A 13919-nucleotide genomic window follows, 5' to 3' on the forward strand; every position below is an offset into this window, starting at 1 on the left:
CAAAGGGCAATTAACTATAAAGTGATGTGTTTATGCGTTGTTCTGCCCTGCGGGCATTGGTTATCTTTAGCGGGTTTGTGGCAACCAGTCAGCAGATTGGGGCAAGCGAGCCGGTTCGGCCGAATGGCCGGCAGCTAGTCATAGGTATTTATCAAAACCCGCCAAAGATCAGCGTGGCGGCGGATGGCATGCCCAGCGGTATCTTTGGTGATTTGCTGCAACATATTGCGCAGCAGCAAAACTGGCAGATAAAGCCGGTGAGCTGTGATTGGGCCTACTGCCTGGAACTGCTCAGAAGCGGGGATATTGACCTGTTACCCGATGTGGCTTACAGCCCCGAGCGCGCACTGAGCATGCGTTTTCACCAGACGCCGGTATTACACAGCTGGTCTACACTCTATAGCCTGCCTGGCCAGCCTGTTGCAGAGCTGGCTGATTTAGCCGGCCGCAAAATCGCGGTGCTGCAACACAGCTCGCAGCACCTTTATTTGCAACACTACAATGGGCAACAGCAGCTGCCGCTGACCCTGTTGCCGGTGCAGTCGCTGCAGGCCGCCTTTAATTTAGTGGCCGCCGGCCAGGCAGATGCTGCGGTGGCCAATCATTTATTTGGTGACTTGCGGGCGGCAGAATTTCAGCTTAAAGCCAGCCCGATACGTTTTGATCCGGTAGCATTGTATTTTGCGGTGGCCCCGGACCGCAATCTGGAATTGCTAACGGTTATCGACCAGCAGTTGCAGCAGTGGCAGGCCGATCCGCAGTCATTTTATTTTCAAACCGTTAGCCGCTGGAGTCAGCCAGGCACTAAGGTGGTGAATTTTTCCCTGCTGAAGCTATGGTCGGCACTTAGTGCCTTGCTACTCATACTTGCTGGCGCGGCAATGTACTGGTTTTGGCGTCGCAGCCGCGGCCAGTTACAGCAAATGCAGCTGGAGCTGGCGCGGCTTACTACTATTTTAAACAGTGTCGATGCCCATATTTATATTAAAGACCGCCGCTCGCGTTATCAGTACGTCAATCATAAAGTTGCTGCATTATTTGGGCGTCCGGCAGAGCAAATTATTGGCCACACCGACAGTTTGTTTTTTGATGCCAAAACCGTCAGTCAGCTGCAGCTGAATGATCAACGGGTGCTAACTGCCGGTGAGCGGGTTGTTGCAGAAGAAATTAACACCATGGCGGATGGCAGCCAGGTACATACCTATTTATCGGTGAAGCTACCTTTACGCTATGCCAATGGTGAGATTTACGCGCTGTGTGGTATCTCGACCGATATTACCGAGCATAAGCAAAATCAGGCTGCCATTCATCAGCTGGCCTTTTACGATGCATTAACGTCGCTACCCAACCGCAGGTTATTGCTGGAGCGGTTGGAACAGGCGTTTAGTCTTGCTGGACGTATTTCCTGTCAGGGCGCGGTGCTGTTTATCGATCTGGACCATTTCAAAGATTTAAACGATACCCTGGGCCATGCGGTGGGGGATGAGCTACTGAGCCAGGTCGCCGGCAGGCTTAGTGAACAGCTGCGTAAAAGCGATACCCTGGCCCGGTTTGGCGGTGACGAGTTTGTGGTGTTGCTGCCCGAGTTACAACCCCGCGCCGATTTAGCCGGGCAGCGGGTAGAGCTGCTGGCGATGAAGCTGATGGATATGCTGACCCTGCCATTTAAACTGGCTGAGCGCAGTTATAGCATCAGTGCCAGTATTGGCATTGCCATGTTCAGTGACGCCGGCAATGTCGACGAGCTACTGCAGCGGGCCGATTTAGCCATGTACGATGCCAAGAACCGGGGCCGCAATCAGTATTGTTTTTATGACAGCACGTTGCAAGCCAAGGTGCTGGCCCGGGCGTCTATGCTGGAGGGCTTACGGCTGGCCTTGAGCGAGCAACGTTTTTGTCTGCACTACCAGATGCAATATCATAGTAATGGCCAGGTATTAGGGGCGGAAGTGTTGCTGCGCTGGACCGACCCTGAACTGGGAGCGGTATCTCCTGAGGACTTTATTCCATTGGCTGAAGAGTGCGGCTTAATTTTACCGATCGGCGCCTGGGTCTTGCAACAGAGTTGTCAGCAGTTGGCCAGCTGGCAGACTGATCCGCTCAAAGCCAGCTGGCATCTGGCGGTAAACTTAAGTGTGCGCCAGTTACATGATCCCAGCTTTGTCGCGCTGGTGACCGACACCCTGCAACAAACCGGCGCCAATCCGGCAAACCTGGTGCTGGAGCTGACAGAAACCCAGCTGCTGCAGGACATTGAAGCCGTTATCGGTAAAATGCAGCAGTTACGTGCGCTGGGGGTACGCTTTTCGCTGGACGATTTTGGCACCGGCTACTCCTCGCTGAGCTACTTAAAACGTTTACCGCTGCATCAGCTGAAGATAGACGGCAGTTTTGTGCGTGATTTACTGGATGACCCCAGTGATGAAGCGATAATCAGAACGATTCTGGCATTGGGGAGCAGTTTAGAATTGCATGTTATTGCTGAAGGGGTAGAAACCACAGCCCAGTATCTGGCACTCAAGCAGCTGGGCTGCCAGCAGTTTCAGGGCTATTTGCTGGGGCGGCCGGTGCCGGTAGCAGCGCTGAGCAGCGCGCCGCAAATACCGGCTTAAGCCGGTTGCTGATTAAGACCAAAGCGCCAGCCGGCCTAAGAATAACTGGCCATGTTGTGATAACAACCACAGCAATAAAATGCCGTTGCCAATAATCACCAGTAAAAACTCCCGCTGAAACAGAAATTTGCGTCTTTTATGCGCCAGCCTTTTCTGGGCGAGCAAGGCACCGGGCCAGCCACCAATTAAGCTGAATAACTGTAAACTTTGCTCTGGCAGCCGCTGGCGCTGGCGGGCAACCGCAGCGGCTTTATCCGCCCGGTACAGCCAGTAGGTAAACAAGCTGGCTTCAATATATAAAATAGGTAACACATAAGGCAGGGTGCCAAATAGCAGGGCGATAACCACCAACACCAGAAAAGCGCAGCGGAAATACAGCGAGACATCGCGGGTATAGTCCAGATCAATGACGGGCGACTCGACAGTTGCGCTGCTGGCTGTGCTGCTAGCCTGGATAACCTGCAGCTGAGTCGCCAACGGCCGGCCACGCTTATCTTTTCCCAGGCTAAATTGCAGCCGACAGCCCTCTGCCGGGCGGATTTTGCTATCGGCAAAGTCACGGATATGGAAAAACAATTGCTGGGTGTCGTTGTCGGGCACTACGAAGCCGAAGCCTTTATCGTCGCGCCAGTGCACCACTTTACCTGTCAGCTGCATCGGCTGTTACCAAACTCCGGTTATTCCGATGAGCTGAGTGTATCAGAAGATAACTGAACAGTGGTTTAACTAGTTAGAAATGCTCAGCCGCATGGATAAATCGATAGCCTGCACATGCTTGGTAAGTGCGCCGCTGGAGATAAAGTCGACGCCGCTGGCCGCCAGTTCGCTCAGCCGTTCGGCGGTAATATTGCCCGACACCTCCAGTTTTGCTTTACCGTTGTTTAAGCGGACAGCAGTACGGATGTCCGCCAGGCTGAAGTTATCCAGCATAATAATGTCGGCGTTGGCGCTCAGGGCCTGCTGTAACTCGTCGAGGTTTTCGGTTTCCACCTCTACTGGTTTACCGGGGAAGTTTTGGCGCGCCTGCACCACCGCCGCATTGATCGAACCGGCGGCCGCAATATGATTTTCTTTAATTAAGAAGGCATCAAATAAACCAAAACGGTGATTTAAACCGCCACCACACTGCACCGCATATTTCTGAGCAAACCGCAGGCCCGGCAGGGTTTTACGGGTATCCAGCAGGCGGGTGTGGCTGCTGGCCAGCAAGCTGACATACTGGGCCGTTACTGTGGCAGTACCACTTAGCAGCTGCAGAAAATTCAGGGCACTGCGCTCGCCGGTTAACAGCAGCCTGGCCGGGCCGCTCAGCGTGCACAGCAGGCTGTTGGCTGGCACGTTATCGCCATCATTAACCTGCCAGCTAATACTTACCTGGCCAGCGGCCGAGGCACGATTAAGCTGGGCAAATACTTCGTCGACCCAGGCCGTACCGCATACTACACAGGCTTCACGGCTGATGATCGTTGCCGTGGCGTCCTGGCTTGCCGGGATCAGGCTGGCGGTAATGTCGCCATCGGCTAATGCCAGAAAACCCAGATCTTCAGCCAGGGCGGCCTGCACATTGCGTTTAATTTCCGGGGCTAAATGCTGATGATGGCTTACGGTTGTTACGTGCTTTGTCATATTAATTTCGCTGAATGAGGGTCAGTTGATTGCCTTGCTGGCGGAATTCTAACTGTTTTAAGGCACTCATGCCTAACAATATCTCGGTGCCGCCTAAATTGGGTACTATGCTGGCTGACACCTGCTGCAGCACAATATCACCCAGCTGCAAGCTGTTAATCTGGCTTAAATAAGCAGTGGTAATGCCATTGGCGGTTGCCACCTGAATGGCGCGGCCACGGGGCAGGCCCAGTTTGTCTGCAGTGCTGGCGGCAACCGCAACCGTGGTGGCACCGGTATCCAGCATAAAGTCAACCGGCTGGCCATTAACTAAAGCGGTGCCAATATAGTGACCGGCCCGATTGCGGATAAGCACGGTGCTGATTTCACCGCCACTGCCCTGGATACTCTGCAACTGCTGATTAGGGTTGCGCTTGCCTGCCAGATAATCCTGGAAAAACAAAAACAGCATCACCAGTAATAACAGCCAGGCCAACCAACTAAAGGCTTTGGCGAAGGGGGTACGTTGCTCGGGTGCTTGCATTCAGCGGCCTCAACCTAGACAATAGTGCTCTAGCTTAATCACAGTGCTGGCTAAAGGCAAAAAAACCGATGAAAACCTCGTTGTCTCCTGCTTGCCCGCCGCTTACGCAACGGCCATCCCCCCATTTTAACGAGCGGCCAGCGGGCGCAGTGATCAGTTTGCTGGTTATTCATAATATCAGCCTGCCTGCCGGCTGTTTTGCCAGCGCACCGCAGCAGGGTAGCTATGTGGATGCTTTGTTCTGTGGCACGCTTGACTGCAATGCCAACCCGACTTTCGCTGATTTGCAAGGGGTAACCGTGGCCGCCCATTGTGTGATCTGGCGCGATGGCAGTATTTTTCAGTATGTGCCTTTTGACAAAAGAGCCTGGCATGCCGGGCCAAGCGAGTTTGCTGGTCGGGCCAATTGTAACGACTTTTCCATAGGGATAGAGTTAGAAGGCAGCGACAATTTGCCGTATACTGAGCGCCAGTATCAAAGCCTGATAACGTTGAGCCGGTATTTACTGGCGCGTTATAAGGATATCAGCCCCGAGCGGATAGTCGGCCACAGCGATATTGCGCCCGGGCGCAAAACCGACCCAGGCCCGGCGTTTGACTGGTTAGCTTACCGGGCAGCGCTTGAGTGTTGCAGTAAATAAGGAGAGCAGGCAATGACGTTAATAAGTATGTTACTGGCACTAATTATCGAGCGGCTGGCAGTGCGCAGCCATGCCTGGCAAGCGCAGGGCTATGTGCGGGCCTATTTACGTTTTAGTCTGAAAACACCGTTAGCCACCCTGGCCCGGCATCAGTTTGGTCAGTACTTGTGGCTGCTGTTGCCGGGTGCTGTGGTCGCGCTGGTATTGTGTCTGGTTGATAACCGCTTACTGACCTTAATTGTGAATACGCTGGTGTTGCTGGTTGGCATTGGTTGCTGGCACTATCGTCAGTTGTATAAGCAGTATCTGAATGCGCAGGAGCGCGGCGATGCTGAGGCGGCCCATCTGGCCATGCAGCAGATCCGTACTGACAGTGGCAGTAGCGCTGATCAAAACAGTTATGGCCAAAGCCTGGTCTGGCTTAACTTCCGTTATTACGCCGCTACCGCTTTCTGGTTTTTACTGCTGGGTGCTTTTGGGGTGATTACCTATGCGCTGTTGCGACAGTTGCAGGAGCCGGTCACGCTGGCACCGGGCGAGTCAGCGGCAGCAGAAGCAGAAGCAACGGCTGAAGAATACACGGCATTACAACCCGAAGGCGATGGCCAGGATGCGGTGCAATGTCTGAACCACTGGGCGCAGTGGTTGCCGGCCCGCTTGTTTGGGCTGGGTTTCGCCCTGGTGGGGTATTTCTCCCGGGCCTCTAATGCCTTACTGGCTTATTTTCTGGATTTTACCGTCAGTAATGAGCAAGTGCTGACAGAAGTGGCAAGTGCGGCGGAGCCGATGGAGCCGGAGCTGCTCAATACCGTAGATGAAACCAGTGCGATGGTGCAGCTGGCCAAGCGCAACATGCTGTTTTTTCTGGCTTTGGCCGCGGTGCTGACCTTAAGCGGTTGGTTACGCTAACATGGCCCAGTCTGCTGAGCAGCTACTGCCCTATATTGCTGCTACCTTTGACCAGATGCCCTTTAACCGTTTGCTGGGGTTGCAGGTAAGCCGTTTTGCCGATGACGAGGTAGAAGTGCGCTTGCCGTGGGCGGCACAGTTGGTGGGCAATCCTATTCAACAAATTTTGCATGGTGGTGTTATTGCCACTGTGCTGGACGTGGCGGGCGGCATGATGGCGGTGGCCAGTGCCCTTGGCCGGTTTAGCGAAATTGAGCAAAGCGAGCTGGTGCAACGTTTTGGTAAAATGAGCACTATCGATATTCGCACCGATTATTTACGCCCAGGCCGGGGTAGTGAGTTTATTGCCACGGCCAGAGTGATCCGCTCAGGTAACAAAGTGGCCGTGTGCCGGATGGAACTGCATAACGAGCAAGGCGTGCATATTGCACTGGGTACCGGTACTTATCTGGTGGGTTAACAACCTGCTTTCTGGGGTAACACAATGTCGTTAAGCAGGGAACAGAAGCTTGGTGGTGCCTTTGCTGCCAGCGCTTACACCCTTTGGGGTATTGCCCCGCTGTATTTTAAACAAATTAACTTTATTGCCGCGACTGAGATTCTGGTACACCGAATTGTCTGGTCCTGCCTGCTGTTGCTGCTGGTATTGCTGGCGCTGAAACAGGGGCCGCAGTTACTGCGTTTGCTGCGCCAGACCAAACTGATGCTGTGGCTGTTGTTTACCGCGGTAATTCTGGGAGCTAACTGGGGCCTGTTTATCTGGGCGGTGAATAGCAATCATATGCTGGAAGCCAGCCTGGGTTATTACATTAACCCCTTACTTAATGTCTTGCTGGGGATGCTGTTTCTGGGAGAGCGGCTGCGGCGCCTGCAATGGTTGGCGCTGACCCTGGCTGCCAGCGGTGTACTGATCCAGGTAGTGATTTTTGGCTCTATTCCCTGGGTAGCACTGGCACTGGCTGGCTCTTTTGCTATTTATGGCCTGCTTAGAAAAAAACTGGCGATTGAGGCCATCACCGGGCTTTTTGTCGAATCGTTATTATTACTGCCGCTGGCAATAGCTTATTGGTGGTTTTATGCTGACAGTAGTGCGGTTAATATGTTTAACAACAGTGCTGGTTTAAACCTGCTGCTGGTGGCGGCTGCCTTTGTTACTACTATTCCGCTGCTATGCTTTATCGCGGGTGCCCGGCGGCTGCAGTTGTCGACCATGGGCTTTTTTCAGTATATTGGTCCCAGCCTGATGTTTGTGTTTGGAGTCTGGCTGTATCAGGAGCCGTTGCAACCGGCCAGCCTGATTACCTTTGGTTTTATCTGGCTGGCGCTGCTTATCTATAGTATGGACGCCTGGCGCCATATCCGAGAGCAACGCAATTTGTTACGCAGTGCGGTGTGCTAAGCCAGCCAAACACACATCGTTGTTGTTTCCCCTCTTATAGCTGGAGCTTATTATGCCAGGCCCGTTAGATTTAATTGCCGTTATCTGGTTTTTTATATTGTGGATAGGCTACACCTTATTTGCCAAACGCCGGGCGAAGGTGGTCAGTTGTCTGTCGTTTGAGCTGAGGCGCAAGCGCACCGACTGGATGCAGAAAATGTTGCTGCGTGACAACAAAATGGCAGATGTAGGGCTTATTTCCACCCTGGAACGCAATGTCACCTTTTTTGCATCCAGCTCTCTGCTGATTTTAGCTGGTTTACTGACCGCCATGTCATCGGCAGATAAACTCAGCCTGATGTTATCTAATCTGGTGCCCTGGGCCGAATATACTGAAGGCTCAATACAGCTGAAGTTATTATTGCTGACCTTTATCTTCGTGTTTGCGTTTTTTCAGTTTACCTGGTCATTGCGTCAGTATGGCTTTTGCGGGGTATTAATTGGTGCCGCGCCCGATGGCCGCAATTTAAATGAAGATGATCAGGCGTTGTATGCTAACCGCGCCGCCAAAGTGATTGACCAGGCAGGCCATTCTTTCAATTATGGCCTGCGGGCCATTTACTTTTCCCTGTCGGCACTATCATGGTTTATTGATCCGATCCTGTTTATGGTATCAGCGGTGGTGGTGATGATAGTCATGAAGCAGCGCGAGTTTCACTCGAAAGTGCTAAAAGCGCTGCAGGAGTGTTAGTAAAGATCATGGACTGGCACAACTGAAACCGCAGTTGTTTTCATGATGAAATAAGCTGCGTTGACTATTTGTTGAAAATGCGGTGGCCAGAAGGGTTCGCTTGCCCCAGATGTGGGGCAAAGGGCAGTCCTTATCAGTTGAGCCGTAAATGCATGATGTTATTAGCCATTTTGTTGTGCCATTGCCCCGCTGCCCCCCCCTAATTTCAATTTAATTAACTGCAACCTCTTTTTCCAATTCTGTTTTGTTGATACTGATATCGATTAACTTCAGAGCTGTCTCTAATTCCTTAATGCGCCCTTCGGTTGGCCATCCAATCAGTTGATATCTTAATTTACCTTCAGCGTTAAAAAAATACAGTGTCGGCGTATCCCATAAGGGGATCTCTGGCCATGCGGATTCAGAATACACATAGTTCAATATCAGCTGTGGATGATTCTGATTGTGAGTCTTTATTGCCTGCTGCTGTAAATAACCGCCCTGACTTGTCAGCCAGATAGATTGTTGCTCAAACAACGAATATAATCTTGGCTCATGCTGCAACCAAGATAAAAATCGCCTTGACGGATTACACTGAGGATTAGTAACTACAATAACATGAGGCTGTTCTGGTCTATGCCATGTTTTCAACCTGAGCTGGTTGTTATCATCAAAAAACAGTAAGCTCTTGAAGTTGTTAATTTCTTCATTCATAGCTGGCAAAGCCTCAATCACATCCAGCGTATGTTGTTCAGCCAGAGCTGTTGCTTCAGTAAGCATCCAAGCAGCCACCAAACGTTGATAAAGAATATGTAGGTATTGTCTTTGTTGGTTTGATTCAATCACTGGGTGGTGTGCCAAGCGTATTAAATGCTGTAATACAGCTAAATTATTGGTATAAAAATGCAAATCTGACAGTAGTAAAAACAATATATTAGCATGTGTTGAACTTAAACCAGGGCTATTAATTTGTTGCTCAATGAAGGTCGACATGCAGTCGTTATAAATTGTTGTAAGAGCGTATTTTTTTTATCAGCAATAATTTCCACACCGTTCACCTGCTCAGTGACTTCATAATCGTCTAATAGAGTCTGAGTCATCTGCTCAGAAAGATGCTCTATACTAAGATAACGCTCACAAGGCGTTTCCCATGCAGGTTCAAATAAGGACAAATAAATCAAAATCAAAAACACGGCAGACTCCTTTAGGTTAGGGGAAGTAAACTTCCCCTACTTATTAACAATTTGACGTGCATATATAATTAGCAGCTTGCTTACATGTACCTCGTTCCCAACATCTATAGCCAGTATGGTCACGACGTACCACTCCATCTGTTAATATTTCTGGTTGAAGTTCACGCTCAAACAACGTTGGAGCAAACTCGCTTTGTAATAACACCAAGTCTAAAGAGTTTTCGATCCGAGCATTGCTGAAATATTTTATCGTATGCTGAATACCAAAGAGTTCAAGCACTTCATAAATTTCTGAAACGCTTAACTCCGCTTCCAGTCCTCGCATAGAGAAACCACCTATGCCATTATCCCTAAAAACAATGCTAGATAAAAACTCAGCCTTAGATCCTGAAGATAAATTATCTAAAGGTGACTTTACATCCGAAGCTAAAAAGTTTGCTAAATCAGTTTCAGTTTTAACAATGGCTCTTTACCAAGCTACTATCTTACGAGCATTCTCGATTCGATTTAACTCAGCCACAATATTACTATCCAAAGCTTTCGTAGCTTCAATACTGGTACTAGCAATAGCAGCAGTAACCGTAAAGCTAAGTAGTAAAAGTAGTTTTTTAATCATTTGATACCTCACTAGGTTAGTAAAATGGTCCTGTTTAACAGCAGTTATGATTTTACAGCTGAGGTAATTCTTAGCCTCGTTTTAAAAGATAGCCCAGAATGATATTTTGCCAATTTTATGTGTATTTATTGTTATTTAGTTTGTTGTTGTGAATTGTGTCAAATGGGGCTGGGTTGAAATTAACGGTTTAAGAGCAAGTCAAAACAAAGGGTCGAAAATGGGGCATGAGTCTGTGGGCTCCCCTTTTCTTATTTGTAATGAAGCAGCGCGAGTGTCACTTGAAAGTGCTAAAAGCGCTGCAGGACTCAGCAGTCCTGCAGCCTGAGGGGTTAGCGTCGCTCGAACGCTTTAATAACCCGCGACACCCCTTCGACATGGCGGGCGATATCGACTGCCTTGTCGGCTTCCGCGCCCTGCACCAAGCCCATCAGAAAGACTTCGGCATTCTCCGTTACCACTTTAATATTCAGGCCGGCCACTTCATCATTGGCCAGTAGCTGGCTTTTAACCTTGGTGGTGATCCAGCTGTCGCGGGTGCGGGTGGTCAGTGAGGTACTGTTACCAAGGCGCAGCTGGTTGTGTATGTCCCGTACGCCGGGGGTGTCTTTAATCAGCAGTTCGGCCTGCTGTTTTACGGTATTGTTACTGACCTGGCCGGTCAGCAGAATGACCCCGTTATAGCTGGTGACATTAATATTACTGGTTTTGGGAATACTGTCGGCGGTGCCGATAGCACGGCGCGCCCTGATCACTATGCTGTTATCATCCAGTTGTGAGCCCAGGGTGCGGCGGTCATTGGCACTGGTTGCAGCGGTGGCGCCACCGGCGACGACGGCTGCCGCGCAGCCCTGCAACAACAGTACAGCTGCTGCTAACGCGATTATTTTGCTGATATTCATAGTTCTCCCTGCTGTGGAAACAGCGTAGTGTCAATTAACTCGCAAATACAATGCAGTAAAAAGGTATAACACTCAAACACCCGTGCAGGCCGATGCGCCGGCACTTTTAACTCAACGTCTTGCTGGTTCAGTAACCCGGCCAGATCGCTGTCGTTATCGATGGTCAGCGCCACTACTTTCATATCACTGGTGACTGCCGCTTCGACCGCTTTAATCAAGCTTTGTTCGGAACCCGTCAGCGAAATCACCAGTAGCACGTCTGCCGCGCTACCCAGCGCCCGTACCTGGCGCGCCAGATAATCCTGATTAATATGGTTATTCGGGTGCAGGCTTGATATGTCGTTTTGCAACGCCAGTGCTGGCAGGCAAGGGCGTTCGGTTTCAAACTGGTCCAGCAGCAGCTGGGCAAAATGGCCTGCCAGGCCGTGGCTGGCACCAGCACCGCAGCACAGCACTTTGCCGCCGTTAATCAGGGTATTGACGATAACCAGAGCACTGTTTTCTATTGGCTGGGCCAGTGCTTCGCTGGTGGCGATCATGGTTTGAATATTTTCGCTGAAAAGCTGTCGGATATGTTCCTGCATTACCCTGTTCCTCTAACTGAATGCGTTTTGCAACCAGTTGTAATAAAAAGGCTCACGCCCCTCTATTGCTAATACATCGATGCGGCAAGGCTGATTATGGCCGCCATGTTGCTGCAAATACCAACGCACCGCCCTTAGCAGCTTTTGTTGTTTGGCTGGTGTAACGGCCGCCAGTGCACCACCAAAAGCCGAGCTGGCACGGTATTTTACCTCAATAAACACCAGCTGGCTGCCATGGCGCATCACTAAATCTATTTCACCGGCTTTACACTGAAAATTACGGCATAAAAGGCTAAGGCCTTGCTGTTGCAGATAGGCCAGGGCCAATTGCTCATAGTACTCGCCTTTGTTATTCATGTTCAGGGTTCTTGCACGGCAATTAACCGGTTATTGCGATAGCTGGCCCAGCTCAGCCTGCGCACTATGCTGCCATTGCTATCAAGGCTCAGTTGGCCGGTCAGCCCCGGAAACACCAGTGCCGGCAAATGTTGTTGTTGTTTCAGCCGGGCAATCAGCTGAAAGGCATCATGGCCCATGGCAAATAGGCGTTGCAGCACTTCATCCTGATCACTGAATAACTGCTGGTATTGCTCGCGCAGCGCAACGCTGCTTTGTTCGCCCAGCATCCAGGGCATCTCGGTAAAGGTCAGGCCGTTTAAATCGCGCTGTTCATTGCGATCCAGGCTGGCGCTGAAACTGCGGGAACTGGCGTATACCGGCAAGCGTGGTGCAGTCTGATTGACCGATACATCGACATAGGGCTTAAATAACCGGGTTTGCACCGGATCAGCTATCAGGTAAATAGCATCGATATCCAACCGGCTATGCGGTTCGGCTTCCAGCTTGGTATTGCGGTCCAGCAAGCTGCTGATACTGCGGATCCGGCTCTGGCTGGCATCAGTTTCCAGCAGGCTGCTGACAATCGCTTCCAGCTCGGCTTTGGCACTAAACTGATATAGCTCGGGCGCGCCATGGCCTAATGCCTGCCATTCGCTGGCAAAATGCTGCTGCATGCGCTGGCTGATATTATTGCGGACACTGATCACCACCGGCCGCCGGTAGTTTTTCTGCTGAAATAATTCAGCCATCTGGCTGGCTTCATCTTCCATGCTCAAGGCAAAAAAGAAATGATCCGGGCGCTTTTGCTGCAACGGTTCTCGGCTGTTTAAAAATAACGTTGGCCAGGGCCAGTCGCTTTGTTTGCTGACTTTATCTACCTGATCGCGCAGCAGCGGGCCCACCACAAAATCAACCAGTTGTTGCTTTAAGGCCTCAGTAATTTGCTCGGGGCTTTGCTGGCTGTCGATAAAAATCAGCTGTACCGTACCGGCGGTTTGTTCAGTGGCGGCGGTGATTAAACCATACTGCAGGGCCTTGGCGTGGGCCCGGAAGTTACCCGTTAGAGGCAGCAGCACTCCAATTCTGGCTGGCTGATACGGGGTTAAGGCTGTCAGTTGCTGCAGTGCCTGCGGCAGGGCATCCTGTTCGGGCATAAAGGGGTAGCGGCGGTGCCAGTCGCTCAGTGCTTGCTGTAACGCTTGCTGTTGGCCAACATTAACCCGGCTAAGTTCAGCCAGGCTTAACCATGCCAGCTGGCGGTTACCGGCACCCGTGCGTAAACTGGCCAGGTTACTCTGGTTCAGCGCGGTAAGCTGCTGCCACAGCAAGTCCCATAGTTCAGGGTACTGGCTATTGGTTTGCTGCAGCTGGTCCAGTTGCAGCAGCCAGCGGCTGGCTGCCAGGCTGCGTAGCTGCTGCGCGTAAAACTGGCCGCCGTGCCATAAATATTCGCTGACATCAGCTGTGGGCAGGGTATCCAGGCTGGTTTGCTCCAGCAGGGCGTTGGCCCGCTCGGTTTCGCGGTTAGCAATATACGCTTGTAATAACGGCAAGGTATTGCGCTGGCGGATTAATCGGTATTCACTGTTGCTTAGTACCTGAGTAATGGCTAACGCCAATGGGTACTGCTGTTGTTCCAGCGCTACCCGGGCGGCGCGTAATAAATGAATTTGCCGCGCTTCACCCTGATAATCACGGGCTTTTTGATACAATTCACGGGCATCTTCGCTTACCGTCGGTGTTATGTCCTCGCCAACTGAGGTAACTGGGCGCTCAGTAGCGGGTTTAGGTTGCTGGGCACAGCTGGCCAACAGGCCGCTAAGGCATAAAAATAGCAGAGGCTTTAATTTGCTGGAATTCACGTTGCAC

General features: G+C 51.1%; 18 protein-coding genes. 8 read left to right on the plus strand and 10 right to left on the minus strand.

Annotated elements, in window-relative coordinates; all coding sequences use genetic code 11:
- The first annotated feature begins 32 nt into the window (after positions 1 to 32).
- Positions 33 to 2612 carry an EAL domain-containing protein gene (locus tag WG68_RS12860; protein WP_083981885.1) on the plus strand — a complete coding sequence of 860 codons (2580 nt, stop codon included), beginning with the start codon at positions 33 to 35 and terminating at the stop codon, positions 2610 to 2612.
- 12 nt (positions 2613 to 2624) lie between these two features.
- Here the strand turns inward: WG68_RS12860 and WG68_RS12865 are convergent, their stop codons facing one another.
- From WG68_RS12865 to WG68_RS12875, 3 genes are all read right to left on the minus strand, one after another.
- Positions 2625 to 3269 carry a cold shock and DUF1294 domain-containing protein gene (locus WG68_RS12865; RefSeq protein WP_046558102.1) on the minus strand — a complete coding sequence of 215 codons (645 nt, stop codon included), beginning with the start codon at positions 3267 to 3269 and terminating at the stop codon, positions 2625 to 2627.
- A gap of 69 nt (positions 3270 to 3338) precedes the next feature.
- Entirely contained in the window at positions 3339 to 4238 is a 900-nt protein-coding gene (gene nadC / locus WG68_RS12870) for a carboxylating nicotinate-nucleotide diphosphorylase (protein ID WP_046558103.1), read from the minus strand.
- 1 nt (position 4239) lies between these two features.
- Positions 4240 to 4761 carry a retropepsin-like aspartic protease family protein gene (locus tag WG68_RS12875; protein WP_046558104.1) on the minus strand — a complete coding sequence of 174 codons (522 nt, stop codon included), beginning with the start codon at positions 4759 to 4761 and terminating at the stop codon, positions 4240 to 4242.
- A 68-nt stretch (positions 4762 to 4829) separates the two neighbouring features.
- Between WG68_RS12875 and ampD the strand changes: the two genes are divergently transcribed.
- Genes ampD through WG68_RS20030 form a run of 6 tightly spaced genes read left to right on the plus strand, consistent with a single transcriptional unit; the run spans position 4830 to position 8643 of the window.
- Positions 4830 to 5402, plus strand: coding sequence for a 1,6-anhydro-N-acetylmuramyl-L-alanine amidase AmpD (ampD, locus tag WG68_RS12880; protein WP_046558105.1), 573 nt, complete (start codon positions 4830 to 4832; stop codon positions 5400 to 5402).
- A gap of 12 nt (positions 5403 to 5414) precedes the next feature.
- Positions 5415 to 6311, plus strand: coding sequence for a regulatory signaling modulator protein AmpE (gene ampE / locus WG68_RS12885; RefSeq protein ID WP_046558106.1), 897 nt, complete (start codon positions 5415 to 5417; stop codon positions 6309 to 6311).
- 1 nt (position 6312) lies between these two features.
- Complete coding sequence (locus tag WG68_RS12890) at positions 6313 to 6771, plus strand: thioesterase family protein (protein WP_046558107.1); 459 nt, start codon at positions 6313 to 6315, stop codon at positions 6769 to 6771.
- A gap of 24 nt (positions 6772 to 6795) precedes the next feature.
- A complete protein-coding gene (rarD, locus tag WG68_RS12895; RefSeq protein WP_046558108.1) occupies positions 6796 to 7710 on the plus strand; it encodes an EamA family transporter RarD in 915 nt (304 codons plus the stop codon).
- Between the two features lie 52 nt (positions 7711 to 7762).
- Positions 7763 to 8440, plus strand: coding sequence for a DUF599 domain-containing protein (locus WG68_RS12900; RefSeq protein ID WP_046558109.1), 678 nt, complete (start codon positions 7763 to 7765; stop codon positions 8438 to 8440).
- A gap of 50 nt (positions 8441 to 8490) precedes the next feature.
- Positions 8491 to 8643, plus strand: coding sequence for a transposase (locus WG68_RS20030; RefSeq protein ID WP_407637679.1), 153 nt, complete (start codon positions 8491 to 8493; stop codon positions 8641 to 8643).
- A 7-nt stretch (positions 8644 to 8650) separates the two neighbouring features.
- Here the strand turns inward: WG68_RS20030 and WG68_RS12905 are convergent, their stop codons facing one another.
- Genes WG68_RS12905 through WG68_RS19570 form a run of 3 tightly spaced genes read right to left on the minus strand, consistent with a single transcriptional unit; the run spans position 8651 to position 9937 of the window.
- On the minus strand, positions 8651 to 9412 hold the full coding sequence (locus WG68_RS12905; protein WP_046558110.1) for a hypothetical protein: 762 nt from the start codon (positions 9410 to 9412) through the stop codon (positions 8651 to 8653).
- Positions 9370 to 9612, minus strand: a complete 243-nt coding sequence (locus tag WG68_RS19565) for a hypothetical protein (RefSeq protein WP_152663101.1) — start codon at positions 9610 to 9612, stop codon at positions 9370 to 9372. The genes WG68_RS12905 and WG68_RS19565 overlap by 43 nt, the downstream gene beginning before the upstream one ends.
- Before the next feature lie 43 nt (positions 9613 to 9655).
- Positions 9656 to 9937, minus strand: coding sequence for a hypothetical protein (locus WG68_RS19570; protein ID WP_152663102.1), 282 nt, complete (start codon positions 9935 to 9937; stop codon positions 9656 to 9658).
- Positions 9938 to 9950: 13 nt separating this feature from the next.
- Here WG68_RS19570 and WG68_RS19575 point away from each other — a divergent pair, with 13 nt between their 5' ends.
- The gene (locus WG68_RS19575) at positions 9951 to 10232 is read left to right on the plus strand and encodes a hypothetical protein (protein ID WP_152663103.1); all 282 of its coding nucleotides are present in this window, start codon (positions 9951 to 9953) and stop codon (positions 10230 to 10232) included.
- A gap of 325 nt (positions 10233 to 10557) precedes the next feature.
- Here the strand turns inward: WG68_RS19575 and dolP are convergent, their stop codons facing one another.
- From dolP to WG68_RS12925, 4 genes are read right to left on the minus strand one after another with little or no spacing between them, the layout of a single operon-like run.
- A complete protein-coding gene (dolP, locus tag WG68_RS12910) occupies positions 10558 to 11127 on the minus strand; it encodes a division/outer membrane stress-associated lipid-binding lipoprotein (RefSeq protein ID WP_200897596.1) in 570 nt (189 codons plus the stop codon).
- A complete protein-coding gene (locus WG68_RS12915; protein ID WP_046558111.1) occupies positions 11124 to 11711 on the minus strand; it encodes an SIS domain-containing protein in 588 nt (195 codons plus the stop codon). Before WG68_RS12915 ends, dolP begins: the two co-directional genes overlap by 4 nt.
- A gap of 12 nt (positions 11712 to 11723) precedes the next feature.
- A complete protein-coding gene (locus tag WG68_RS12920; protein WP_046558112.1) occupies positions 11724 to 12068 on the minus strand; it encodes a YraN family protein in 345 nt (114 codons plus the stop codon).
- A 2-nt stretch (positions 12069 to 12070) separates the two neighbouring features.
- Positions 12071 to 13912 carry a penicillin-binding protein activator gene (locus tag WG68_RS12925; RefSeq protein ID WP_235357735.1) on the minus strand — a complete coding sequence of 614 codons (1842 nt, stop codon included), beginning with the start codon at positions 13910 to 13912 and terminating at the stop codon, positions 12071 to 12073.
- Positions 13913 to 13919 lie beyond the last annotated feature (7 nt).

It is taken from the genome of Arsukibacterium ikkense, assembly GCF_000987775.1.
Taxonomy (GTDB): Bacteria; Pseudomonadota; Gammaproteobacteria; order Enterobacterales; family Alteromonadaceae; genus Alishewanella; species Alishewanella ikkense.